Annotated in this window: 29 protein-coding genes; 21 read left to right on the top strand and 8 right to left on the bottom strand. The window is 30.8% G+C overall.

The window, feature by feature from the left end:
* Positions 1-241 precede the first annotated feature (241 nt).
* From AC9UEH_RS09375 to AC9UEH_RS09340, 8 genes are all read left to right on the top strand, one after another.
* Entirely contained in the window at positions 242-700 is a 459-nt protein-coding gene (locus AC9UEH_RS09375; RefSeq protein ID WP_509531095.1) for a DUF4442 domain-containing protein, read from the top strand.
* A gap of 216 nt (positions 701-916) precedes the next feature.
* Positions 917-1,822, top strand: coding sequence for a TIGR01777 family oxidoreductase (locus AC9UEH_RS09370; RefSeq protein WP_509531093.1), 906 nt, complete (start codon positions 917-919; stop codon positions 1,820-1,822).
* Between the two features lie 344 nt (positions 1,823-2,166).
* Positions 2,167-2,742, top strand: a complete 576-nt coding sequence (locus tag AC9UEH_RS09365) for a nucleotide exchange factor GrpE (RefSeq protein ID WP_509531091.1) — start codon at positions 2,167-2,169, stop codon at positions 2,740-2,742.
* Positions 2,743-2,802: 60 nt separating this feature from the next.
* Positions 2,803-3,930 carry a molecular chaperone DnaJ gene (gene dnaJ, locus AC9UEH_RS09360; RefSeq protein WP_509531089.1) on the top strand — a complete coding sequence of 376 codons (1,128 nt, stop codon included), beginning with the start codon at positions 2,803-2,805 and terminating at the stop codon, positions 3,928-3,930.
* Positions 3,931-4,053: 123 nt separating this feature from the next.
* Complete coding sequence (locus AC9UEH_RS09355) at positions 4,054-4,974, top strand: ABC transporter ATP-binding protein (protein WP_509531087.1); 921 nt, start codon at positions 4,054-4,056, stop codon at positions 4,972-4,974.
* 51 nt (positions 4,975-5,025) lie between these two features.
* Positions 5,026-6,330, top strand: coding sequence for an ABC transporter permease (locus AC9UEH_RS09350; RefSeq protein ID WP_509531085.1), 1,305 nt, complete (start codon positions 5,026-5,028; stop codon positions 6,328-6,330).
* An 88-nt stretch (positions 6,331-6,418) separates the two neighbouring features.
* The gene (locus AC9UEH_RS09345) at positions 6,419-7,582 is read left to right on the top strand and encodes a sigma-54-dependent transcriptional regulator (protein WP_509531083.1); all 1,164 of its coding nucleotides are present in this window, start codon (positions 6,419-6,421) and stop codon (positions 7,580-7,582) included.
* A 243-nt stretch (positions 7,583-7,825) separates the two neighbouring features.
* Positions 7,826-8,437: a DEAD/DEAH box helicase gene (locus AC9UEH_RS09340; protein ID WP_509531081.1), complete on the top strand. Its 612-nt coding sequence runs from the start codon at positions 7,826-7,828 to the stop codon at positions 8,435-8,437.
* 31 nt (positions 8,438-8,468) lie between these two features.
* Here AC9UEH_RS09340 and AC9UEH_RS09335 read toward each other — a convergent pair whose 3' ends face one another.
* From AC9UEH_RS09335 to AC9UEH_RS09320, 4 genes are read right to left on the bottom strand one after another with little or no spacing between them, the layout of a single operon-like run.
* Positions 8,469-8,927: a sensor of ECF-type sigma factor gene (locus tag AC9UEH_RS09335; protein ID WP_509531079.1), complete on the bottom strand. Its 459-nt coding sequence runs from the start codon at positions 8,925-8,927 to the stop codon at positions 8,469-8,471.
* Positions 8,928-8,939: 12 nt separating this feature from the next.
* Complete coding sequence (locus AC9UEH_RS09330) at positions 8,940-9,350, bottom strand: hypothetical protein (protein WP_509531077.1); 411 nt, start codon at positions 9,348-9,350, stop codon at positions 8,940-8,942.
* Between the two features lie 30 nt (positions 9,351-9,380).
* Positions 9,381-9,920 carry an RNA polymerase sigma factor gene (locus tag AC9UEH_RS09325; RefSeq protein ID WP_509531075.1) on the bottom strand — a complete coding sequence of 180 codons (540 nt, stop codon included), beginning with the start codon at positions 9,918-9,920 and terminating at the stop codon, positions 9,381-9,383.
* 59 nt (positions 9,921-9,979) lie between these two features.
* A complete protein-coding gene (locus AC9UEH_RS09320; RefSeq protein ID WP_509531073.1) occupies positions 9,980-11,071 on the bottom strand; it encodes an SRPBCC family protein in 1,092 nt (363 codons plus the stop codon).
* Positions 11,072-11,370: 299 nt separating this feature from the next.
* On the opposite strand from AC9UEH_RS09320, the gene AC9UEH_RS09315 reads away from it, so the two are divergent.
* Positions 11,371-11,751 carry a pyrophosphohydrolase domain-containing protein gene (locus AC9UEH_RS09315; RefSeq protein WP_509531071.1) on the top strand — a complete coding sequence of 127 codons (381 nt, stop codon included), beginning with the start codon at positions 11,371-11,373 and terminating at the stop codon, positions 11,749-11,751.
* Between the two features lie 80 nt (positions 11,752-11,831).
* Here AC9UEH_RS09315 and AC9UEH_RS09310 read toward each other — a convergent pair whose 3' ends face one another.
* Entirely contained in the window at positions 11,832-12,899 is a 1,068-nt protein-coding gene (locus tag AC9UEH_RS09310; RefSeq protein ID WP_509531069.1) for a branched-chain amino acid aminotransferase, read from the bottom strand.
* A 499-nt stretch (positions 12,900-13,398) separates the two neighbouring features.
* Here AC9UEH_RS09310 and mnmC2 point away from each other — a divergent pair, with 499 nt between their 5' ends.
* Both mnmC2 and AC9UEH_RS09300 read left to right on the top strand, forming a co-directional pair.
* Positions 13,399-14,061, top strand: coding sequence for a tRNA (5-methylaminomethyl-2-thiouridine)(34)-methyltransferase MnmC2 (mnmC2, locus tag AC9UEH_RS09305; RefSeq protein ID WP_509531067.1), 663 nt, complete (start codon positions 13,399-13,401; stop codon positions 14,059-14,061).
* 141 nt (positions 14,062-14,202) lie between these two features.
* Positions 14,203-14,400 carry a hypothetical protein gene (locus AC9UEH_RS09300; protein ID WP_509531065.1) on the top strand — a complete coding sequence of 66 codons (198 nt, stop codon included), beginning with the start codon at positions 14,203-14,205 and terminating at the stop codon, positions 14,398-14,400.
* Positions 14,401-14,429: 29 nt separating this feature from the next.
* Here AC9UEH_RS09300 and AC9UEH_RS09295 read toward each other — a convergent pair whose 3' ends face one another.
* Together AC9UEH_RS09295 and AC9UEH_RS09290 are read right to left on the bottom strand one after the other, a co-directional pair.
* Positions 14,430-15,374: a LysR substrate-binding domain-containing protein gene (locus AC9UEH_RS09295; RefSeq protein WP_509531063.1), complete on the bottom strand. Its 945-nt coding sequence runs from the start codon at positions 15,372-15,374 to the stop codon at positions 14,430-14,432.
* Between the two features lie 93 nt (positions 15,375-15,467).
* Positions 15,468-16,391 (bottom strand): LysR family transcriptional regulator, encoded by a 924-nt coding sequence (locus AC9UEH_RS09290; protein ID WP_509531061.1) that lies wholly within the window; start codon positions 16,389-16,391, stop codon positions 15,468-15,470.
* A gap of 81 nt (positions 16,392-16,472) precedes the next feature.
* Here AC9UEH_RS09290 and AC9UEH_RS09285 point away from each other — a divergent pair, with 81 nt between their 5' ends.
* The 9 genes from AC9UEH_RS09285 (at position 16,473) to AC9UEH_RS09245 (ending at position 23,956) form a co-directional block, all read left to right on the top strand.
* Complete coding sequence (locus AC9UEH_RS09285) at positions 16,473-16,769, top strand: hypothetical protein (protein WP_509531059.1); 297 nt, start codon at positions 16,473-16,475, stop codon at positions 16,767-16,769.
* Complete coding sequence (locus AC9UEH_RS09280) at positions 16,762-17,610, top strand: DUF6671 family protein (RefSeq protein ID WP_509531057.1); 849 nt, start codon at positions 16,762-16,764, stop codon at positions 17,608-17,610. Before AC9UEH_RS09285 ends, AC9UEH_RS09280 begins: the two co-directional genes overlap by 8 nt.
* Positions 17,611-17,621: 11 nt before the next feature.
* Entirely contained in the window at positions 17,622-18,575 is a 954-nt protein-coding gene (locus tag AC9UEH_RS09275; RefSeq protein WP_509531055.1) for an L-threonylcarbamoyladenylate synthase, read from the top strand.
* A 404-nt stretch (positions 18,576-18,979) separates the two neighbouring features.
* Positions 18,980-19,597, top strand: coding sequence for a carbonic anhydrase family protein (locus AC9UEH_RS09270; protein WP_509531053.1), 618 nt, complete (start codon positions 18,980-18,982; stop codon positions 19,595-19,597).
* Positions 19,598-19,637: 40 nt separating this feature from the next.
* Positions 19,638-20,603 carry a sodium-dependent bicarbonate transport family permease gene (locus tag AC9UEH_RS09265; RefSeq protein ID WP_509531051.1) on the top strand — a complete coding sequence of 322 codons (966 nt, stop codon included), beginning with the start codon at positions 19,638-19,640 and terminating at the stop codon, positions 20,601-20,603.
* Between the two features lie 177 nt (positions 20,604-20,780).
* On the top strand, positions 20,781-21,416 hold the full coding sequence (gene can, locus AC9UEH_RS09260) for a carbonate dehydratase (RefSeq protein WP_509531049.1): 636 nt from the start codon (positions 20,781-20,783) through the stop codon (positions 21,414-21,416).
* 291 nt (positions 21,417-21,707) lie between these two features.
* Complete coding sequence (locus AC9UEH_RS09255) at positions 21,708-21,908, top strand: hypothetical protein (RefSeq protein ID WP_509531047.1); 201 nt, start codon at positions 21,708-21,710, stop codon at positions 21,906-21,908.
* Entirely contained in the window at positions 21,909-22,859 is a 951-nt protein-coding gene (locus tag AC9UEH_RS09250) for a phosphoribosylaminoimidazolesuccinocarboxamide synthase (RefSeq protein ID WP_509531045.1), read from the top strand.
* Positions 22,860-23,143: 284 nt separating this feature from the next.
* Complete coding sequence (locus AC9UEH_RS09245; RefSeq protein ID WP_509531043.1) at positions 23,144-23,956, top strand: hypothetical protein; 813 nt, start codon at positions 23,144-23,146, stop codon at positions 23,954-23,956.
* Between the two features lie 52 nt (positions 23,957-24,008).
* Here the strand turns inward: AC9UEH_RS09245 and AC9UEH_RS09240 are convergent, their stop codons facing one another.
* The gene (locus tag AC9UEH_RS09240) at positions 24,009-24,881 is read right to left on the bottom strand and encodes a Brp/Blh family beta-carotene 15,15'-dioxygenase (protein WP_509531041.1); all 873 of its coding nucleotides are present in this window, start codon (positions 24,879-24,881) and stop codon (positions 24,009-24,011) included.
* Positions 24,882-25,006: 125 nt separating this feature from the next.
* On the opposite strand from AC9UEH_RS09240, the gene AC9UEH_RS09235 reads away from it, so the two are divergent.
* Positions 25,007-25,732, top strand: a complete 726-nt coding sequence (locus AC9UEH_RS09235) for a bacteriorhodopsin-like (protein ID WP_509531039.1) — start codon at positions 25,007-25,009, stop codon at positions 25,730-25,732.
* The last annotated feature ends 115 nt before the right edge of the window (positions 25,733-25,847 follow it).

Raw genomic sequence — 25,847 nt, 5'->3', positions numbered from 1 at the left:
AATTATATAATATAGACGACCCCAACAAGTATAGTCCCTACGGGACATTTTTATAGGGAACACTCTTTACTATTTTATCAACATTTAACTCCTATCGGAGTATATCTCGTAGAGATTATATGTTGGTAAATAGATAGTTATGAAGTTGATTTTTGTCCCGTAGGGACTATACATTTTTTTATCGGACGACAATCTAAATTATCTAAATAAATCACTATATTTCGGGAAATTTACAACCACAATGAATCTTACCACACGAAACATAAATATATTTTTACTTTTCAAATTGCCTTCAGCATTCCTTTGTGGAGTTCGAGCCAAAAAGTTAGAAGCTGCAAAATGCGTAGTTACTGTAAAACACCGATGGATTAACCAAAATCCATTCAATTCGATGTACTTTGCAGTTCAAGCAATGGCTGCCGAATTGTCAACTGGGGCATTAGTAATGTATCAAATCAAAAAAAGCAATCGAAAAATATCAATGTTGGTTGCCAATAACAAAGCAAATTTTACCAAAAAAGCAACCGGTAGAATCACATTTACCTGCAATGATGGCGCAATAATAGAAAATGCAATAAAAGAAACCATCGCTTCTGGAGAAGGCCAAACTTTTTGGATGAAATCAATCGGAATTGACGAAAACGGAATTCAAGTTTCTGAAATGGATTTTGAATGGAGCGTTAAATTAAAAAGCGTTTAAATCACATCTAAACAGGATTTAAAACCTTCTGTAATTTTATATTAATCCAAAATCAAGGCTGAAATACCGATATAGTATGAAAATATAGTCCAATTTTTATTGGATTATATTGAATACCTAGTCGGTATAAATTCACGTAACGAAAGTTAAATCGCACTTAATTAACATTCTTTTATTTCACATAAACCGTAATTTTGAACTTTACAATTAATAAATATGAAAATTTTAATTACAGGAGCAACAGGTTTAATTGGAAATGAACTAGTTTCTTTATTACTTCAAAACGGTGTGAATATTCACTATCTCACCACTTCCAAGAAAAAAATCGAAAACGAACTCAATTATAAAGGGTTTTATTGGAATCCTGAACAAGGTATTATCGACGAAAATTGTTTAATGGGTGTCGATGCTATACTTCATTTGGCAGGAGCCACAATTTCTAAACGTTGGACAATATCCTATAAACAAGAAATCATTGAAAGCCGTTTGCTTTCTTCAGCAGTACTTTTTAAAGCTTTAAAAAATCATCCAAACCAAGTAAAACAAATCGTTTCGGCATCTGGAACAGCCATTTATCCAAATAATGATAAAGTTATTTATGACGAAAATTCACAAGAAATTGATAATTCTTTTCTTGGAAATGTCGTTTTCAAATGGGAAGAAAGCATCGATAATTTCAAATCATTGGGATTAAAAGTATGTAAATTACGTACGGGAATCGTGCTTTCTAATAAAGGAGGTGCTTTGAAAGAAATGGCAAAACCCATAAAAATTGGATTAGGTTCCCCTTTCGGAACGGGAAAACAAATGCAATCTTGGATTCACATTCATGATATTGCAGCACTTTATTTCTTTGCAATTTCAAACGATTTGGATGGCGTTTATAATGCAGTTGCTCCAAATCCTGTTTCTAATGAAAAACTAACAATGGCAATAGCTACGGTTTTAAGAAAACCACTTTTTATGCCGAACATTCCAAAATTTGTGATGAAATTACTTCTTGGAGAAATGCACGAATTGCTATTTGAAAATAGAAACTTAAGCGCTCATAAAATCATTGAAAAGGGTTTCGTTTTCAAATATAAATCAATTGAAAAGGCATTAGAAAATATATACGCATAAAAAAAGCTCCGTTTTTCTGAACGGAGCTTTTTTTCTATATAAAAGTGTGAATTAATAATTATATAAAATCTTTGTTTGTATCAGTTTCTTTAAGGAATAAAAACACATTTCATCTTTTTATTATAACAAATTTATAAAAATTTGCACGCCAAAATCCCAATATTATATTAAAGTTTTTTACTATTTTTAGACTTTACAACATTAAAACCTTCGACTTACTTAAATCTTAATTTTTCCTGCAATTATTTCAATAATTTAAATTTTATAATAAATAATGAGTGACAATTTGACATTTTTAAGGAATTGGCAGTAATTTTGCAATCTCAAGAAAAGAATAAAAAAGGATGTTTAAAAATATATTTAAAAATAAAGACAAGATGACCACCGAAAATACTGAAATGGAACAAGAACTCGATGCGACAACATTGGAAAACAATGCAAACGGAGAGCAACTAATCGTTGAGGAATTAAGTGCTGAGGAACAACTTACACAAGATTTAGCAAAGGAAAGAGATAAACATTTAAGGCTTTTTGCTGAATTTGAAAACTATAAAAAAAGAACTTTAAAAGAGCGTATTGATTTATTTAAAACGGCTAATCAAGAGGTTTTACAAGCTATTCTTCCTGTTTTAGATGATTTTGACAGAGCAATTATCGAAATTAGAAAATCAGAAGATGAGTTACTTTTAAAAGGAGTAGAACTTATTCACGATAAATTAAAAAGTACACTTTTCTCAAAAGGATTGGAAGAAGTTGAAATGAAATCAGGAGATTTATTTGATGCTGATTTTGCGGAAGCAATCACTCAAATTCCAGCCCCTTCCCCAAATTTGAAAGGTAAAATTGTTGACGTTCTTGAAAAAGGATACAAATTAGGAGATAAAATTATTCGTTTCCCAAAAGTAGTAATCGGACAATAATTCCGAATAATTAAAGAACTTTCGCCCAATAAGGCCTAAATTTGTTTAAGACATCATAAAATGAAAAAAGATTTTTACGAAATATTAGGTATTACTAAAAGTGCAGATGCTGCGGCTATTAAAAAAGCGTATCGAAAAAAAGCAATTGAGTTTCACCCTGATAAAAATCCTGGTGATGCCGCTGCAGAAGAAAATTTCAAAAAAGCAGCTGAAGCTTATGAAATATTAAGTGACCCTCAAAAGAAAGCAAAATACGATCAATACGGACATCAAGCCTTTGAAAATGGTGGAAATGGCGGCGGTGGTTTTAGCGGAGGTCATATGAATATGGACGATATTTTCAGTCAATTTGGAGATGTTTTCGGAAGTGCATTTGGTGGTGGAAGATCTGGTTTTGGTGGAGGCGGAGGCGGTCCTCGTAGAGTTAAAGGCAGTAATCTTCGTATAAAAGTAAAATTAACGCTTGAAGAAATTGCTTTTGGTGTTGAGAAAAAAGTCAAAGTAAAACGTAAAGTTCAAGCTCCTGGAGTAAGTTATAAAACGTGTTCTACTTGTAATGGGCAAGGGCAAGTTATGCGGGTTACCAATACAATTTTAGGAAGAATGCAATCGGCTTCTACGTGTCCAACTTGTGGTGGTTCGGGTCAATTATTAGACCATAAACCCACAAATGCTGACTCACAAGGAATGATTATTGACGACGAAACAGTTGCTATAAAAATACCTGCAGGAGTAGTTGATGGAATGCAATTGAAAGTTGCTAACAAAGGAAATGACGCCCCTGGAAATAGTGTCCCTGGTGATTTAATTGTTGCAATTGAAGAAATTGAGCACGAATTTTTGAAACGTGAAGGCGAAAATTTACATTTAGATTTATACATAAGTTTTGCTGAAGCAGTTCTTGGAGTTACTAAAGAAATTGATGCTGTAAGAGGAAAAGTCAGAATAAAATTGGAAGAAGGAATTCAATCTGGAAAAATATTACGATTGAAAGGAAAAGGAATTCCTAATATCAATGGATATGCCAACGGAGATTTGTTAGTTCACGTTAATGTTTGGACACCAAAAACACTAAATAAAGACCAAAAACAGTTTTTTGAAAATGCTTTGACAGATGAAAATTTCATCCCAAATCCTGAAAAAGGGGACAAGTCATTTTTCGAAAAAGTGAAAGATATGTTCTCATAATTTTTTTTGTTGTAATTAATTACAGCATTTTTCCCATCCTTGTGTAAATAAGGGTGGGTTTTTTTTAAATATTTTAATTCTTATTGTTCCAAATTGAATACTTTTACACAAATCTAAATAAGAATGAGTACTATTCTCGAAGTTAATAAAGTTGTAAAAAAATACGGTGATTATACCGCCCTTAACGAAGTTTCTTTAACTGTTCCTAAAGGCAGTATTTACGGGCTTCTTGGTCCAAATGGCGCTGGTAAAACATCATTAATTCGTATCATAAATCAAATTACAATGCCCGATAGTGGCGAAATAATTCTTGACGGCGAGAAATTGCAACCTAAACACATACAATATATTGGGTATCTTCCCGAAGAACGAGGTTTGTATAAAACAATGAAAGTTGGCGAACAGTGTTTGTATTTGGCTCAAATGAAAGGATTGTCAAAAGCAGAAGCCAAAATTCAACTCGATTATTGGTTTGATAGATTGGAAATTCAAGGTTGGTGGAACAAAAAAATCCAAGAACTTTCTAAAGGAATGGCGCAAAAAATCCAATTTGTAGTTTGTGTTTTGCATAAGCCTAAATTATTGATATTTGACGAACCTTTTTCTGGATTTGACCCAGTAAATGCCAATCTTATAAAAGACGAAATATTAGCGTTAAGAGAGCAAGGTTCTACAATTATTTTCTCAACGCATAGAATGGAAAGTGTGGAAGAATTGTGTGATCATATTGCACTTATTCATAAATCCAATAAATTAATTGAAGGCAAATTAAACGATGTCAAAAAACAATTCAGAACCAATAGTTTTGAAGTTGGAATTTTGACGGATAATGTTGAAGGTTTGATGTATGATATTACTCAAAAACATACCGTTTCGCAAACTAATTTCAAGTCTTTAAATAACGAATTAAAATTAGAAATTCAATTGGGAACAGCAACACCAAATGAGCTTTTGAATATTTTGACGCAACGAGGACAAGTAACCCATTTTGTAGAAAAAATCCCAAGCGTAAACGATATTTTTATTCAAACGGTAAGTAAATAAATCAGATTTAAGAGTCAATTTAAATCAGAAATCTAAATTCAGAAATCCAATATGAGCATATTAACATTAATTATAAAAAGAGAATTTATCGCAAAAGTGCGAAATAAATCTTTCATCGTAATGACCTTTTTAAGTCCGTTACTATTTGTTGGAATTGCTGTTTTTGTTGGCTATTTAAGTTCAATGAAAGCCGACGTAAAAGTGGTTGCCATTCACGATGAAACGGGGCTTTTTGTTTCTGAATTTAAAAATTCCGAGGAATACAGATATATCGATTTATCGCCAATTGATTTAAAAATAATCAAGGACAGTTTAATCAATGAAAGCTATGAGGGATTAATTTATATTCCAAAAATAGCGGATTATAAAACATTGGAAAACAAAGTTCAATACATTTCAAATGACAGCCCAAGTATTACTTTCGTTGAAAATGTGCAAGATATTATTGCAAAAAAAATCACAAAAGAAAATTTTGAAACTGCGAAACTTGATACTTTGGCAATTAGAAATGCAGAAGCAAATGTCAATATCGAATTAAAAAAAGCGACTGGAGAAGACAGTTTAAAAGGGCTCAACGAAATCAAAATCGCAATTGGCGGTGCTTTTGGATACTTAATTATGATGTTCATCATCATTTATGGAAATATGGTGATGCGAAGTGTGATCGAGGAAAAGACAAATCGAATTGTTGAAATCATTATTTCATCGGTAAAACCGTTCCAATTAATGATGGGAAAAATTATCGGAACTTCGTTAGCGGGTATTTTGCAGTTCTTTATTTGGGCAATAATCGGACTCATTTTGATGTTTTCGGCCTCAATATTTTTAGGTATAAATGCAAGTCCAACAGCCAAAATCCCACCCGAAATGTTACATTCTGCGCAACAAGAATTTGCAGGAATGGCTCAAATGTATATCAAGGAATTATGGAATTTGCCCATTGCAACCATCCTAATAAGTTTTGTGGTTTATTTCATCGGCGGGTATTTTTTATACAGTTCCTTTTACGCGGCAATCGGTGCTGCTGTTGACAACGAAACCGATTCACAACAATTTTTATTGCCAATAATTATGCCTTTGGTATTGGGAGTTTACATCGGATTTTTCACTGTAATGAATGATCCACACGGAACAATTGCAACAGTTTTTTCAATGATTCCGCTCACTTCGCCCATCGTAATGCTTATGCGAATTCCATTTGGCGTACCTTGGTGGCAAATTGCAATTTCAGTTACCATACTATTTGGAACCTTCTTTTTTGTAGTTTGGTTTGCAGCAAAAATTTATAGAGTTGGAATTTTAATGTATGGAAAAAAACCAACTTGGAGAGAATTGTATAAATGGTTGAAATATTAAAATAATTTGGAGCTATTTCCCGCTTTCCGTTACAATCCACGCAAAAAAGCGTGGGATTTTCACTGCAATCGGGGCTAAAAAATAAGATATGTCAAGAATATTAATCATAGAAGATGAAGCATCCATTCGAAGAGTTCTCACAAAGATACTTTCCGAAGAAAATGACACGTATCATGTTGAAGATGCGGAAGATGGTTTAATTGGTTTTGAAAAAATAAAAAATAACGATTACGATTTGGTTTTGTGCGACATCAAAATGCCAAAAATGGACGGAGTTGAAGTACTTCAAGCCGTAAAAAAAATAAAACCAGAAATTCCAATTGTTATGATTTCGGGTCACGGCGATATGGAAACTGCCATACAAACAATGCGTTTGGGAGCTTTTGATTACATTTCAAAGCCACCCGATCTGAATCGATTATTGAATACGGTTCGGAATGCATTGGACAAAAAACAACTCGTAGTTGAAAACAAAATTCTAAAGAAAATCGTTAGTAAAAACTATGAAATGATTGGCGAAAGTGAAGCTATTAATCACATAAAATTAATGGTCGATAAAGTTGCAAAAACCGAAGCCCGAGTTTTAATTACAGGTCCAAATGGAACGGGAAAAGAATTGGTTGCGCATCAATTGCACGAAAAAAGTGAACGCACGAATTTCCCATTAATTGAAGTAAATTGTGCTGCAATTCCATCTGAATTAATAGAAAGTGAATTATTCGGACACGTAAAAGGCGCTTTTACATCGGCAATTAAAGACCGTGCTGGAAAATTTGAAGCAGCGGATAAGGGAACTCTATTTTTAGATGAAATTGGTGATATGAGTTTATCGGCGCAAGCCAAAGTTTTACGAGCTTTGCAGGAAAATATGATTACACGAGTTGGTGCCGACAAAGACATCAAAGTTGATGTACGCGTAATTGCTGCGACCAATAAAAATTTAAAAAAGGAAATAGAAGAAGGTCGTTTTAGAGAAGATTTATACCATCGTTTGGCTGTTATTTTGATAAAAGTACCAGGATTAAACGAAAGAAGAGATGATATTCCATTGCTTATTGAACATTTCATAGAAAAAATTGCTGCGGAGCAAGGAATTGCCCCTAAAACATTCTCCAAAATGGCAATTAAATTGTTACAAGAATACGATTGGACTGGAAATATTCGGGAATTGCGAAATGTGGTGGAACGCTTAATCATTCTTGGTGGCAATGAAATTTCCGAGACTGATGTGCAATTGTTTGCTAGTAAATAAAAAGCCCCCTAGCCCCCGAAGGGGGATCTAAAATCTATGAAATTAAAATATGAATATGACTAAAAGGAATAAAACAGCGTTGATTATAATAATAATTGTAATATTTTTTTTTGGATTTAAAATATTCCGATTTATTCAAATTGACAATTGTTTAGATAAAAGTGGAAGTTGGAATTATGAAAAATGTGAATACAATTAATTTATAACCTTTTAAATCTAAAATCCTAAATCTAAAATAAGGGAATGAAATTAAAAAAAATAAACGAAAAATTACAAGAAGCCTTAATTGAACTTGGGTTGACGGAAGCAAATGACTTGCAACAAGAAACATTTTCAACTTTGAAAAGTGGTGCCGATTGCATTGTAATTTCACCAAAAGGAAGCGGAAAATCAACCACAATTGTTTTAAATGTTATCCAGCAATTAGTTTGTGAAGGGGAAGAATCGCCACGAGCATTGATAATTGTTGAAGACAAAGCAAAAGTTTTGGCAATGGAAGAACTTTTCGAACAATTAGGAAGTAAAACTGATTTACGGGTTTACGGAATTCACGATAAAGGCGATATGGAATACGATAAAAATTATATTTCTACGGGAATTGATGTGTTAATTGGAACCCCAAACCGACTTGGCGATATGTTTACCACTGCAGGTTATAATGTAAACCGCCTAAAAATGTTTATTCTTGACGATGCCGATGCTATTTTAAAATTGCGTCACGAAACTAAAATCATGCGTATTTCGAATAGTATTACGAGAACGCAACGCTTGATTTTTTCGGAACAACTTACAGAAAGAATTGAAATATTGGCTGAAAAAATGCTATTAGAACCATTTTTATTTGATATTGAATAAAGATATTTAATTAAATAAACTAGAGAAACTATTATCTATTCGGTCCTTTTTCTCTGTATTGTTGCAATAATTTTTTATTAAAGTCGTCTTCAGCTTTTTTAAGTTTTATAATTTTAACGGGGCTTAAGATATTTTTTAAGTTGGCGATTAATTTTTTACGCAATTGATACAATTCGTCTTCACTTGATTCTATTTGTGCTAAGACTATTAATGCTTCTTTATCGGACATTTTACTCAGGGACTCATTATCCATTTTTTTGATATACGAAATTGACTTCAGATGTTTCAAATCAAATTGCTTGAGTTCAAATGAATTATAAATTGGCCAAAATTTCTCAGCTTCATCTGAAGTTAAGGATAAATTATTAGTAATAAACGCCACTTTTAGGGCATAGATTTGTTCTTTTTTTTCTAACATTTTCGGTCCTTGCGCATAAAAGCTGATGGAAAGCAACAACAACAATATGGTAAAAATATTCTTTATTTTCATTTTAGTTTGTTTTTAGTCGGTTAAATAATTTTCTATTTCGCTTGAATTAGTAAGCAACTCTTCTATTTTTTTATCTTCTAATTTCAAATCAATTTTAATTTTTTCTATATCTTTTGTATCTAATAAAACAACTAAATCGTATTGACTTATTTCAGATTGATTCGTAATATAATTTTCCAAAGTTAGTTTTTCTTCAGTTGATTTTACTGCTATTTTTGAAAACAAAGTTACCGATAATGAAATCACTAAAACTGCTGCTGCAGAGGAAATCCAAGTTTTTCTTTTATAAAAAATAGATAGTACTTTTGGTTTTGATTTATTTATTTTTAACGATACTTTCTCTGAGAAATTCTCAAAGTAATTTTCAGGAATTATAAATCCAGAATCTATTTTGTGTTTGCTATTTATTTTAAAATCATTCATATTCTTTAGACAATTTTTATTTAGATTGGTTTAATCTTTAATCATAAAGATTTCAATTTTTTTCACAGCGTGATGATAGGAAGCTTTTAATGCACCAACGGAAGTTCCTAAAATCGTTGACATTTCTTCGTATTTTATTTCTTCAAAGTAGCGCATTTTAAAAACTAATTGTTGTTTTTCAGGCAAATTAACTATTGCTTGTTGTAATTTTATTTGAATAGCATCACCATCAAAATGAGAATCTGCTTGTAAGTTTTCTATAATTTTGGCTTGTATAAATTCACTTGTAGTACCGTTTTGTTTTGCTTTTTTATTTATAAAAGTAACTGCTTCATTTGTTGCAATTCGATACATCCAGGAAAACAATTTACTTTCACCTTTAAATTTTTTTAAATGCTGAAAGACTTTTACAAAAGTATTCTGTAATACATCATCAGTATCATCGTGATTCAAAACGATATTCCGAATGTGATTGTACAAGGGTCTTTGGTATTCTAACAAGAGTTTTTGAAACGCTTCATTTTGCGTCTTTGGATTCAGTAAATTTTGTATTAATTCCTTTTCTTCCAAAAAATTATTTAAAAATTAGAATTCAAAAATGTTTAAAGGTTTAATTGAAATTAAAAAAACTATTGCTGTGGAATAATTTCAGATGCTTCTATATTTTCATCCACATTTTTGATAGCGGGTGTTTTTGAAATATAATTAGACTGAATTGGAAAATAAATTGTAGTTTCCAATTTAGAAGGTCTTTTGACTTCGCTCAAACCTTTTGTTACTATTTCTAGTATAGGAATTGACTTATTTTGAATTTGTTTGTCTTTTAAAAGATAATCGCTTGCTTTTTTCCAAGCTGCATCTCGATGAGAATAATCACCAATTAATGTTGTTTTAAATGCTGTAAAAGCTTCCAATTCCTTACAACTAATGTCACTTCCCGAGCTTGTAAATATTCTATTTTTTATTGGAACACAAACAGACACATTTGTAATTCCTCTTTTAACATCATAAGAATTGTATATTACAAATGGTTTTCCATTTAATAACAGTTTGTTTTCTTTAGAAAAAGTAATTAAATTTGGGATTATAATATTTAGGTTGTAATTCAATTTTGAAATCTCACAATTTATGGTTTGATGCAAAAAAAAACCACCTTTTTTGATTACAATTCCATTTTGTTTTATTGAAAAAGTATTCAATTCATAATCTAAACTTCGGTCTAAATTCACAAGACTTTTTTCTAATTTACCGCTAATTACTTTTTCAATTCCACCGTTTAAATAGGCATATATCTTAAACATAAAAGGCATTTCGCCATTGGTACTACAAGTTACTTTTGTGCCACCAATCGTGTCTTTAAATGACCAAGAAGATTCTGATAAAGAGCCGTTAAAATCTATTTTTTGTGAAATACTATCATTTTCTTTTACAAAAATTGTAGTTATTTTTCCAATACCGTCTGTTCCTGTCCAATAAAAATAACTTCCAACGCCAGAAGTTTTAAATGAATATTTTAATTGAATTGACGCATTATCTTTTTCCCAAACATACCAATTTTGCCAATTTTTATAATCGTTTATATAATTGTATATAGCTGATTTTGGAGAATTAATTACTATGAATTTCTTGGTTTTGAAATCGCTTTTTTGTGTTGCAATAAATACACTTCCTCCAACGGAAAGAAGAACAATAAGCAAAAATATATATTTTAAAATCTTCATAATTATTTTTTTTTGAATGGATTATGATTTTTTAGTGTTTGAAAAATATCTTTATTACAAATAACAACGCAATGAAAATTAAAAAACCAATCAATATTTTATAACTTCCTTTATATACTTTTTGATGAACGAGAATATCTTTTCTGTAGGAATAAGTGATTGCTATCACAAACGAGATAAAAAATAAACCTGCAAAAATTAATTGACCCTTACTAAACATAAATTAATATTTTATACAAAAATACTAAATTTGTTATCAAAAGTTACTATTTTGCACTATCATTTAACATGTAAAAACTATGATTAAACAACTTAATGCCGTTAAGGAATTCCATACTGCTTTTGAAATTGGATTCAGTGAAAGTCCAAATTCTGATTTGGGTGAATCAAAAAATATTCTTCGTTTCAATTTAATGAAAGAGGAAAATGAAGAATATTTGGAAGCTGCTTTAAACAATGATTTAATTGAAATTGCCGATGCACTTGGCGATATGCTTTATATTTTGTGCGGAACCATAATAGAACATGGTTTACAACACAAAATAGAAGCTGTTTTTGATGAAATACAACGCAGTAATATGAGCAAATTAGATAATAACGGAAAGCCAATTTATCGGGAAGATGGAAAAGTGATGAAAGGACCAAATTATTTCAAGCCCGATTTTTCAAAAATTATTTAAAGGATATTTATAAAAAATAACCCCTTAATTTAATAGTTTACTAATAAATTATGGGGTTGCAGTATCTTAATATAAAGTAATTATACCTTAACGGTCCATCCAAAAGTGTCTTCTGCAAGTTTGTATTGAATTGAAGTCAATTTATCTTTTAGTTCTAATGCTATAGAATGTTCTATAGCGGGTAATTCATAATAAGTATCTTGGTATGAAAAACCTTTAATTATGGTAACAACAGCTGCGGTTCCAGCTCCAAATATTTCTTTTAACGTTCCGTTTTTAGTTGCTTCAACGATTTCTGAAACTAAAACTGGACGAATATTTAAATCAATTCCGTTTCTTTCTGCTATTGAAATAAGACTTTTTCTTGTCACGCCATCAAGAATTCGTTCACTTGTAGGCGCCGTATAAAGTGTGTCGTTTATTCTAAAAAAAACATTCATTGTTCCCGATTCTTCTAACATGGTATGTGTAGCATCGTCAGTCCAAATAACCTGTTGAAATCCTTTTTCGTTCGCTAATTTGGTTGGATAAAATTGTGCGGAATAGTTTCCTGCCGCTTTAGCTGCACCAATACCGCCGTTTGCAGCGCGACTAAAATGTTCGGCTACAATAACTTTTACTTCGCCAGAATAATATGATTTTGCTGGTGAAAGCAAAATCATAAAACGGTATTCATCTGAAGGTGAAGCAATTACCCCTGTTCCGGTTGCAATCATAAATGGACGAATATATAGGGTATTTCCTAATCCTTTTTTTATCCAATCTCTTTCTAAGGCAATCAATTGCATTAATCCTCCCAAGAAGATTTCTTCAGGAACTTCCGGCATCGCCATTCTAACTGCGGATTTATTAAATCTATGAAAATTTTCTTCAGGGCGAAACAACCAAGCTTCATTGTTTTCATCTTTGTACGCTTTCATTCCTTCAAAAATAGCCTGACCATAATGAAAAACTTTTGAAGATGGATCCATTAAAAATGGTGCATAAGGAACTATTGTAGGTTCTTTCCAATTACCATTTACGAAATCACAACTAAGCATATAATCGGTAAAAACTTCTCCAAAAGGAAGGTGCTCAAAATCAACGGATTCAATTTTTGAAGTTGAAATTTTAGTAATGTTGATTTTTTTAGCGTCAAATGAATTCATAGTAATATGCATTTTTATAAATTAATGTATTTAAAGTATTGTATTACAGTATTTTATGTTATATTTCACCCAAAAAACAACTGTTTTTAAACATCGGCTAAATTAGTAAAAATTAGATTTGTTTCTATGCCAATTTTATTTATTTATAATTTAATTAGAATTATCACAAATAACAGATGGAAACAGTTTTAATTTCTATTTTAACAATAGGTTACACAAAAAATCTTTTACTTTTGCAACTAAGTAGGTCGAAAGTTATAATGACTTAAAGTCAAAAGTCTCGAAACATCAAAAAATAATATAAAACAATCGAAATTATATACTTTTAAATACGACACTTTATCCCGTTTAGCACTTGCTTTTTAAATAGTATAAATTTTAAAAAAAATAATTACTTTTAACTTGTAAAAAAAAATGGAATAAATGCCTGTGTTCGTTGCCACTAAGTTAAATGCGGAGGGCCACTTCCAAAAATTAAAAAATTATACATAAAGTAAATTTGAAAAGAGAAATACTACAAACTTTAGACGGGTCAACAACCATTCATTTACCAGATTGGAATGAGTCCTATCACTCAAAACACGGTGCCATTCAGGAGGCCTATCATGTTTTTATAAAAAATGGATTGTCATTATTTCAAGGAGAGTCAATTTCAATTTTAGAAATTGGTTTCGGAACTGCTTTAAATACATTTATAACTTTTTTAGAATCTCAAAAAACATTGCAAACCATTGATTATGTTGGAGTGGAAGCCTATCCGATTTCAGCTGAAGAAGTTTTACAAATGAATTATGTTTCAGAATTGGATGCAGAAAATGAAAGGCCAATTTTTGAGTTAATGCACCATTCTAAATGGGAAGAAAAAAATCCGATTTCTCCCAATTTTACATTGACTAAAAGAAAACAATTTTTCGATGAAATTTCTGATGAAAACCAATACGATTTAATCTATTTTGATGCTTTTGGGTATCGGGTGCAACCTGAATTATGGAGTACGGAAATATTTGAAAAAATGTATAAAGCACTTAAAATTAATGGCATTTTGGTTACTTATGCAGCTCGTGGGGTAGTTAAGCGAAGTATGATTGAAGTTGGGTTCACCGTTGAAAAATTAGCGGGTCCTCCTGGAAAAAGAGAAATGTTTAGAGCAACTAAAATATAATTGTTTGTTTTTAACCAGTAAATATTAGGGGTAACAAGAATTGTTTTAATTTTAACTTTTTATTTACAAAGGCAACACTTATTTTTTCTAACTTTGAATATTAGATTTCGATTCCATTTTAATGAATATAAATTATATTTTATGAAAATAACAATGGTTGCTTACACAAAAAATATTTTGGAACGAGTTAGTTTTGATCCTAATCTTTTTTGTAAAGAATTAGAAAAAGCTTTGAAACTGTTATTGCCCTACGAAATAGAACAATTAACAGTCTGGCTTTTAAATTACACAATTAAAAAACCTGAATTGAGACAGTGTTTAATCTATGTCAAATCATAAAACTAAAGGAGCCTAAATAGCTCCTTTTTTTATTGTTTTTTTGGAAGTGGACTTATAATTTCTACATTTTGAAAAGCAATTGCACCTCTAATAATTCCAGAAATTGTTAGTTTCAATGCATCGATAATTTGTATTTTTAATTCCGTTCTAGGAAAAACAAGGCTAACTTCTCGAGCAGGTTTTGGATCTTTAAAATGCTTTAACTTCAATTTGTCATTGTCTTTTAAATCCAAAGTATGCAAATAGGGTAAAAGGGTTAAACCTAATCCTTCATCAGCTAATTTTATTAGTGTTTCAAAACTTCCACTCTGTATCTGAAAATTATTAAGTGTTTCAACTCCTTGATTTTTACATAAATTTAAAATACCGTCACGAAAACAATGCCCATCTTGCAATAATAATATTTCATCCAAATTCAAATCCGAAACTTCAATTTCTTTTTTGTCTGCTATTCGATGTTTTTCAGGAATGTATGCTACAAATGGTTCATAATATAAAACAATTTCTTTCAGTTTTTCTTCATTTAATGGTGTGGCAGCAATGGCAGCGTCAAGATTACCATTTTTTAATTTCACTATTATTTCATCAGTATTTAATTCCTCAATTATAAGTTTTACTTTAGGAAATTTTTTGATAAAAGTATTTAAAAACATCGGTAATAAAGTTGGCATTATCGTTGGGATTATAGCAAGACGAAATTCGCCGCCAATAAACCCTTTTTGTTGCTCAACGATATCCTTCATTCTGCCGGCTTCATTGACAATATTCTTGGCTTGATTAACTATTTTTTGACCAATATCGGTCAATTGAATTGGTTTCTTCGTTCTATCAAAAATCTGAATTTTTAGTTCTTCTTCTACTTTTTGAATTTGCATACTCAATGTAGGTTGGGTAACAAAACATTTTTCGGCTGCCAGAGTAAAATTTTTATGTTCAGCAACTGCTAAAACATATTGTAATTGTGTAATTGTCATAACAATAGTAATTTGTGATACAAATATAAAAACAATCAATTTAACTTATCGAAAAAAAAACAATTTGACTAAAAAAATTTAGCGGTCAGTTTTCTAATACTGCTCATACCAATTAAATTTTTCTTGGACTATTTGTTCTTTTTCTTTTTTTAAGTAATCTATAAATGAACTGGAAACTGGAGAATGTTTCTTTCCTTTTGACCATATTAAACTCCATGTTGTTGTGATTGGAAGTCCTTTTATTGGTATAATTTGTAATTCTTTATTTTGTAATTCATTTTTTATACCGATTAAAGGCATAATTGAATATCCTAAACCAGCAAGTAATGCTTGTTTTACGGCTTCATTAGATGTTAATTCCATTTTCTTAAGGACAGATAAATTATTTTTTTCAATAAACTCTTCCATTGTTTGTCTTGTCCCTGAACCTTTTTCTCTAAAGATTAAAGGTAAATCCTTAAATATTTCATTTGGTTTATTGTCTTTTTTAAATTTTGTTTTAGTACTTCCTACCAAGTACAATTTATTTTGAAGTAGATCAAGTTTTTCGAAATTTATGGCACGGGGCAAAATTGAAACAAGTGCAAAATCAACCTCATTGTTTTCTATACTCTCTATAACTTTATTTTTGTTGGTAACGTCCATAAGTAATTCAATTCCATCATGTTGCTTTATAAAATCAGCTAAAAAAAATGGCATTACATATTTTCCTGTTGAAACCACTGAAATCTTTAATCGACCAGTTAGTTGTCCTTTGTATGCTAATGTTTTGTAATTTATAGCATATACTTGATTAATAATATTTTCTGCCGCTTCTGCAATCTCTATTCCAAAATCAGTAATATAAATTTTTCGTCCAACTACTTCTGTTAAGGGTATTTCAAATTGGTCTTGAAAATTCTTTAGTTGAATTGATACCGCAGGCTGTGTTAGATACAACTCTTCGGATGCTTTTGTGACACTTTTTGTTTGTACTATTTTTAAAAATATTTTTAATTGATTCAAAGTATAGTTCATAAATTATTTTTATAGATTATATTACAAAGATATATAAAAATTTATGAATTGGAATTCTCAATTTTGCATTGTTGAATTAAAATGAAATCAATTAAAATGAATAAAATTCAGAAATTAACGCTTATTGATGGTGAATTCTCCTATGAAGAAGCCAAAGAGATTTTAAATAATATTTTTATATACAAAATCAATTTCCATAATTTAAAAAATTGGAGTTCGAATGAACGTTTTGGAAAAGAGGATGAAATTGCACAAAAAAGAATTCCTGCATTGAAAAAAGAAACGGAAAGATTACTTGAGTTTTTATCGGATGAAAAAATAAAGAATAAGAGAATTATAATTTCCTCACTAATAAATATATCTATTCTAGATGAGTGATTTTAAATTATTTGAAGGAAGAAAACTACTCATAGCAACTAAACACGAAAAAGAAAAAATAATTGCTCCAATATTTGAAAAAGAATTGGGTGTAAATTGTTTTGTGTCTGATTTAGATACCGATAAACTAGGAACTTTTACAGGAGAAATTGAAAGAAAAGAGGACTCGATAACTACAGCTAGAAATAAATGTCTTTTGGCTATGAAATTAGCAAATTGTGATTTGGCTATTGCAAGCGAAGGGTCTTTTGGACTACATCCAACTATTTTTTTTGCTTATGCTGATGATGAAATCTTAATTTTTATAGATAAAAAAAATGACTTAGAAATTGTCGTAAGAGAACTAAGTATGGAAACCAACTTTAATGGTTCCGAATTAAAAACAGAAAAGGAACTTGAAGAATTTACAGAAAATTCAAAATTTCCAACTCACGGTATCATTATCAGAAAAGCAAATGATGATTTTTCAGATATTGTAAAAGGAATAACCAACGTTGATCACCTCCATAATACCTTTAATTATTTTATTTCAAATTACGGATCAGCTTTTGTTGAAACTGACATGAGAGCAATGTATAATCCAACTAGGATGAAAGTTATTGAAAAGGCAACAATCAAATTAGTTAAAAAAATAAATTCATTATGTCCAAAATGTAATATACCAGGTTTTGGTATTACAGATGTGAAAAAAGGATTGCCATGTAAATTATGCAATTTCCCTACACGATCAACCTTGAGTTACATATTTACTTGTCAAAAATGTAATTACACAAAAGAAGATTTATACCCAAATAGAACACAGAATGAAGATCCAATGTATTGTGATATTTGTAACCCCTAATATTTTAAAATTTGATAACAATTAATATAGATAAAGCCTGTGAAGTTTTAAAAAATGATCAAATTATAGCACTTCCTACAGAAACAGTCTATGGATTAGCAGGAAATGCATATAGCGAAAGTGCATTAAAAAAAATATTTATTCTAAAAAATAGGCCTTTTTATAATCCTTTAATTCTACATATTAAATCGGTGAACTATTTAAATGAAGTAGCTATAAATATTCCTGAAATAGCTCTAAAACTCGCTAAAGAATTTTGGCCTGGACCATTGACTTTGGTATTGCAAAAACAAAGTCACATTTCAGATTTAATCACTGCTTCTAAAGAAACGGTAGCTGTAAGAGTGCCAAATCATCCCGTTGCTTTAGCGTTACTTAATAAACTTGATTTTCCAATTGCAGCACCAAGTGCAAATCCATTTGGGTCTATAAGTCCCACCAGTGCTTCACATGTAGAGAATTATTTTGGTAATGATTTGGAAATAATCTTAGATGGTGGAATGTGTAGTGAAGGTATTGAATCTACAATTGTTGGTTTTGAAGATAATGAACCCGTTTTATACAGGAATGGTTCAATTTCAGTTGAAGATATTATCAAAATTACAGGTAAAATTACAGTTTTAAATAAAAATGATAATAATCCCAAAGCACCAGGAATGCTTTCCCGACATTATGCTCCAAATACCGACACCTATTTAACAAGCGATGTCACTGCTCTAATTAATTTATTTCCAAACAAAAAAATCGGGTTATTACTTTATAAAAATGAAATTAGTGAAGTTAATAATTATGTTGTAGAAGTATTATCTAATAAGGGTGATATGAAAGAAGCAGCTCGAAATTTTTATGCGGCTTTACATCGATTAGACAAAAGTAACTTAGATTTAATAATAGCTGAAAGATTACCAGACATTGGATTAGGCAAAAGTATCAATGACAGATTAGAAAGAGCCATAAAAAAATAAAAATAGTAATAAGAAATGCAAATAATCACTATTTGAAAATCAAATATTAAAAACAAAATTGACAAAAAATTTGAAAATTAAACTTTGATATGCGATCACCGAAATATAAATAACATACAAATAGGAATGAAGCTCAAATTTTCTAAATTCAGATGGAATGGATTTTATTATCATAAATATTTTTTATGATATGTATCATAAATATAAATAAAAATTTATGAATAATAATATTGAATTTTGCACTGTAAAATTTAAAAATGTCAAACATGAAAAAAAGGTTAATCAAAATTATTACTTTAATGATTACAGTTGCATTTATTGCTTCTTGTAACAAAAAACTAAATTATCAGAAGTTCGAATATGATTTTAAACATGAAAAGATAGCGTATACAAGCAATCATTCTATGACTAAGCCAGAACAAGATTCCCTTACTCCTGATGAGGTGTTACAAGAATTTAAAAAAGGGAATCACCGATTTAATACGGGCAACGCTACCCTACGAAATCACTCAGAGCAAATTAGAAAAGCGGTTACCGGAGGTCAATTTCCGAAAGCAATGGTTTTGAGTTGTGTCGACAGTAGAGTACCTGTAGAAGACGTTTTTGATCAAGGTCTTGGCGATGTTTTTGTAGGTCGAGTGGCTGGTAACTTCGTTAATACCGACCTTCTGGGAAGTATGGAATTTGCATGTAAAGTTTCAGGAGCAAAGTTAATCATAGTAATGGGACATCAACATTGTGGAGCAATTAAAGGAGCAATCGACGATGTTAAGCTAGGCAATATCACTTCAATGTTAACAAATATAAAACCGGCTATTGAAATGAGTAAGAAATTTGAAGGACAAAAATCTTCAAGTAATGAGGCTTATGTAAAATTTGTTAATGTGAATAATATTCGAAATACAATACATGAAATAAGAGCAAAAAGCGAAATCTTAAAAGAAATGGAAAATAAAGGAAGCATAAAAATAGTAGGAGTGTATTACTCTTTATTAACTGGAAAGTTAGAGTTTATTGAGTAAAAAATTAATTTAAAATTATCAAAACAAAACATTATATACTATGAACTTTAACTTATTATTAGAAAATCTTACCAATCCTGCACTATTATTCTTTGTTCTTGGTATAGTAGCGGTGTATCTAAAAAGCGATTTAGAAATACCTTCAAATTCTTCAAAATTCATTTCACTCTATCTTTTATTTGCAATAGGATTTAAAGGAGGTCAAGAACTTTCACACGAAACATTTACTACCGAAATCGGATGGTCAATGATATTTGGAGTTTTTATTTCACTTTTTATTCCTCTTTATACTTTTTTTATACTTAAGTCAAAATTAAATGTATATGATGCTGGTGCGATAGCTGCTGCTTACGGATCGGTAAGTGCTGTAACATTTGTAACTGCTGTCTCTTATCTAGAAGCCCAGCAATTAGCACTTCACGGACACATGGTGGCAATTATGGCGTTAATGGAATCACCTGCAATTATTATTGGATTACTATTAATTTCAATTTTTAATAAAGACAAGGCCACAACTACAATTAATAAAAGCGCTGTTATTAAGCATTCCTTTACAAATGGTAGCGTATTACTTATTTTAGGAAGCTTAATAATTGGTTTCATTGCAAATGCCAAACAAGCTGAAGGAATAAAGCCCTTTACAAATGATCTTTTTAAAGGTTTTTTAGCAATATTTCTATTAGATATGGGTGTTACGAGTGGTAAAAAATTAAAATCTTTTTTCTCATTTGGTTGGTTTCCTGTCCTTTTTGCAATTTTCATTCCACTGATTAATGGAAGTATTATAGCTGTTTTAAGCTCTTTAGTAACATCTGATAGTACGAATCGATTCATGTTTGCTATTTTGGCAGCTAGTGCATCATATATAGCGGTACCTGCAGCCATGAAAATATCAGTACCAAAAGCTAATCCAGGGCTTTTTTTACCAATGGCTCTAGCAGTAACTTTCCCTGTCAATATTACAATTGGAATGCCAATTTATTTTTTAATAGTTCAATGCACTTAAAGCCCTAAAACGCTTTTAGTAGGGTTAAATAATAAATCTTTAGGTCTTATAGTTGATGCCTATTTGAAATATATTAAGTTTTAAAAAGGAATATAATAAACACGTATTTTTATTGGATTGATAGTTACTAAAGTAAAAAAAATAATGTAATTTCGTTATCTATAAAAAATACAATTAATGTCAGACTTCTACAAAAAAATATTAGACAATAACAAAGTTTGGGTTGAAAACGCTTTAGAAAAAGACCCAAATTATTTCAAAGATTTGGCTAAAAGTCAAACGCCACCGCTTTTGTGGATTGGTTGTTCTGACAGTCGTGTTCCTGCAAACGAAATTATCGGCGCAAAACCAGGTGAGGTTTTCGTTCACAGAAATATTGCCAATATGGTCGTACATTCCGATATGAACATGTTAAGTGTTTTAGATTACGCTGTTAATGTATTGAAAGTCAAACATGTAATTGTATGCGGTCATTATGGTTGCGGTGGAATAAAAGCAGCAATGGGAAACGATTCTATTGGAATTATCGATAATTGGATTCGCCATATCAAAGACGTTTACCGCTTGTATCAGGATTATTTGGACTCAATTACAGATGAAAATGAGCGTTTCAACACCTTTGTTGAGTTAAATGTTAAAGAACAAGTCTTTGATTTAGCAAAAACTTCCATTGTTCAAGCAGCATGGAAAAGCGGTCAAGAAGTAACATTACACGGTTGGGCGTACGGTTTGAATTCGGGTTTTGTAACCGATTTAAATGTGAATTTCAGCTCTGATGAAGATTTAGATAAAGTATATCAGTTGAAATTTTAATAAAAAAAGCCACTTTCGAGTGGCTTTTTTTGGAAGCTATATTTCAATTTTGGGAGCTATTTACTTTCTAAATATCCATATTTATATACCGTTGCAGTACATTAATGAATGTTTTTTTTATTTGGGCATGCCCCTTCGTAAAAACTTCGGGTCGGGCTGTTCGTTGCAATCTTTGCTCCACTTCGTTCCACAAAGGATTTCCACTGCCATCCCTCATGCGGGATTTTTGTTATTAGTGTGTTTAGAGTTTTAAATCTGACGATGTTTAAGTCAAAATATAAAAACAGCTAAATGACTAATCCTTTAACCCCGATTGAGGCGGTATCCTCGCAGCGAAGCGAAGAGATAGAGCTGAAAGCGGGAATTACAACTCTAAATACAAAAGTTCAATTCGTTCCAAAAGAAAAGAAATTTTTATTTACATATCTTCCGATTTTGGTTTCTACTTTAAACACGCTACTTTTGCAAGACAACAACAAACAATGCTACTAAATGAATACAATAACTACTACTGATTTTAATTTTCCGAATCAAAAATCTATATATCACGGGAAAGTTCGGGAGGTTTACAATATTAATGACGACCTTTTAGTGATGGTTGCCACCGATAGATTGTCGGCTTTTGATGTCGTGATGCCAAAAGGAATCCCATATAAAGGTCAAATTCTAAATCAGATTGCGACCAAATTCATGGAATTGACACAAGATATTGTTCCGAATTGGTTGGTTGCTACGCCAGATCCAAATGTTGCCGTTGGTCATTTATGCGCGCCTTTTAAGGTGGAAATGGTGATTCGTGGGTATGTTTCAGGACACGCCGCCAGAGAATATGCTTTGGGAAAACGAATTTTGTGCGGCGTTACGTTGCCAGAAGGATTGAAAGAAAATGATAAATTTCCAACACCTATTATAACGCCTTCTACAAAAGCGGATAATGGCGAACACGACGAAGATATTTCTCGGGAAGACATTCTTGCTAAAGGTATTGTTGCGGAAGATGATTATGTGGTTTTAGAAAAATATACCAGCGCTTTGTTTCAACGAGGTACTGAAATTGCTGCGAGTCGCGGCTTGATATTGGTGGATACTAAATATGAATTTGGAAAAACGAAAGAAGGAAAAATCGTTTTGATAGATGAGATTCACACGCCAGATTCTTCGCGTTATTTCTATGCTGATGGGTATCAAGAAAGACAAAATAATGGTGAAGAGCAAAAACAACTTTCTAAAGAGTTTGTGCGACGTTGGTTAATTGAAAACGGTTTTCAAGGAAAAGAAGGGCAACAAATTCCAGAAATGACCGACGAGTATATTGCCACAGTTTCAGAACGTTATATTGAATTGTACGAAAATATAATGGGTGAAAAATTTGTAAAAGCGGATATTTCGTACATTAATAATAGAATTGAAAAAAATGTGTTAGAGTATTTGAGTATAAGTTAACAAAGCCTTTGTCTTATTGACCTAATAAATACAAAATTATAAAAAAACGAACTTAAAAAGTTCGTTTTTTTTTGTTTAAATACTTAGTTATTAACAATTTAATAACTATATATTTAATAACTTTTTACTTTAATTATTATTATATTGATTTTTATTAATTAAGTTTGATAAGAAATTAACAATAATTTAAGTATTGTTGATTAAATGTGGAGTCCAGAAACCACTTTAATAAACGGGGCGGTACCGAAAAGCCATACGAGTAAGAAAACCTAAATTTAATTATAATGAAACAAATTTTTCATCAAATTCTTGATTTCCCTCAAATGGTAAATCAAAAAGTATTAAATGCAAAACTGAATGCTGCAGTAGAAGGCTTCGATTCACAAGACGGAATTCGTTGCTATGTTAAAACCATTTATCAAATTGCCGCTTTAGTTTTTCTTCTAGGAATGGAGTTTGGAATTGTAAAAGCTGCAATGACTTATTTTCAAAGTCCAGAAGCAGGTGGCATAGGAATGGTTGGAAGTATTCTAACATTTGTATTGATGGCGTATTCTGCGTTTCCAATTGCACAAGTAATTAGATCAAGAGGCGAAAGTCTTGGAGGTTCTCATAACGGAATGGTAGAATTTATTTTTAAAGATTTTGTAACTACAAATATTAGAATTTTTGGAGAAGTAGGTGTAATAGTTGCTTTATTTGCTGCTTTTAACGCAACACTTTCATTTGTTTTTGGTGCCAGCTTATTTTCAGGTTCATCTGATTCTGTAGTTGGAATGATGTCAGGATTATATTCGTATCCAATGGAAGCATTAAATACACTTATAGCTGCTGTACCATTCTTCGATTTAAGTATGGTTTCCAAAGCATTGAGTACTTTCTCTGGATTTGTATTGGATTCTACTCAAAATAGCAGTGGTTGGAGCATTGAAAATTTAGGAATGGTTGTAAATTCTTATATCAATGTGATTATTGGTTTAGCCATTTTATATGTAAACCTTGCTATCTATAGTTTTTTATATTCTGTGGTTTCAGCTTTAGTTAATTTTATTCCAAGATTAGCAATTCCATTGTCAATAAGAACAAAAAGTGTGTAACAATTAATTAGTTTATTTTTAGAAAACCGAGTTAGAAATAACTCGGTTTTTTTTATTTCTTTTTGAATAAAATGTAAATCACCAAAACATGTGGAAAGGTTATAGCTGCCAAGAAAGAGAAAAATAACGCATTAAATATTTGGACATCTTTAAATAATATATATAAAGTTGCAATTCCAATTAATGAAACTACCCAATAGGCAAATGCAGTTTTAATGTAGGTACCAAAATTTTTCCGGTTAAATTCCCCATTTAAATAAACGACTTGATTTATTATTGAAGGAATGCTGTGCCATAAGATGAAATAAATGGCAAATCCCCATATCAAACTTGAAACTTTAAATATAACAGTAAAAACAAGCAAATAGAAAGTTTCCACAAACCATTTGCTTTTGAATTCTATTAATTTCCTAGAAAAATAAATCCCAAGAATTAATAGTGTAAAAGCTGTAATTGCTAATCCCGCAAAAAAATAACTTTCGGAAACCATTATCGAGGATATGTTTCTAATGACTTCTTGCACTTCCTTTATGTGAAAAATAAAAAGTAATAGCAATATAAACAACCCATAAGTAAATTCAAAAATCTTGAAAATGATGCTTTTTTCTAAATTTTGCCATTGTTGTTCTCCGAAATGATAGCCGCTAACTACTATAAATAGCAACAAGGCAAACCATGGAATAATCCAAAATAGAAGTGCTCCAAAACCGACTACGATTAAATAATATAGAAGCAATTTCAATAATGATAATGGTTCTTTTTTAGAATCAATATTTTTAATCAAAAGCAAATCGTTCGCACCATGCAGTATTCCGAAGGTCAATATCAATATAAAACCTACAATTAATTGCGATTTATTTGAAATGAAGGAATCGAGCCATAATCCGAAAAAGCTTGCTACTATTGCAAAATTTGAATATTTCATACTGATTTTATAATTTTTTTTAAAATTAAATAAAAAAAATTAAAAAAATGTTTTTTTTATTGTTTAACTTTTTATAAATTTGCTTCAACAAAAATATTTTTGTGACCAATTTAACTAAATTAATTATGACAAATTTTATGTTTATTACAAGCTTGATTGGAAAGATGTTGCCTACTGACTACGTAGGATTTACTTTTTTCGTTGGATGTATGGCCATGATGGCTGCATCTGCATTTTTCTTTTTATCATTGAATCAATTCGATAAAAAGTGGCGCACTTCTGTGTTGGTATCTGGTTTAATTACCTTTATCGCTGCAGTACATTATTTCTACATGAAAGAATATTGGGCAGAATTCCAAGAATCGCCTACATTCTTCAGATATGTGGATTGGGTTTTAACAGTACCATTAATGTGTGTTGAGTTTTTCTTGATACTAAAAGTTGCTGGAGCAAAAACAGATTTATTATGGAAAATGATTTTGTTATCTGTAGTAATGTTAGTTACAGGTTACCTAGGGGAAACAGTATTTACTGACCAAGCTGCACTTTGGGGAGGAATCTCGGGAGCTGCTTATTTTGTAATTGTTTATGAAATTTGGTTTGGAAATGCTTCTAAATTAGCTGCAACAGCTGGTGGAAACGTTTTAGCTGCTCACAAAATCTTGTGTTGGTTCGTATTAGTTGGTTGGGCTATTTATCCATTAGGATACATGCTAGGCACAGACGGATGGTACACAGGATTCATCGGAAAAGGTAGCGTTGATGTTGTTTACAACATTGCAGATGCCATCAACAAAATTGGATTTGGACTTGTAATTTATACACTTGCTCTAAAATCTCAAAAGGATTAATTAGCTTTCAAAAATAACAAAACCGTCTTGCTTTTAAACAAGACGGTTTTTTTATATCCATTGTCTTGTCCTGAAATAGCGATACACAAAATTCATCGTTATGGAAAACAACCAA

It is taken from the genome of Flavobacterium sp. (assembly GCF_040402835.1).
Taxonomy (GTDB): Bacteria; Bacteroidota; Bacteroidia; order Flavobacteriales; family Flavobacteriaceae; genus Flavobacterium.
This window is presented reverse-complemented; position numbering and strand designations above follow the sequence as displayed.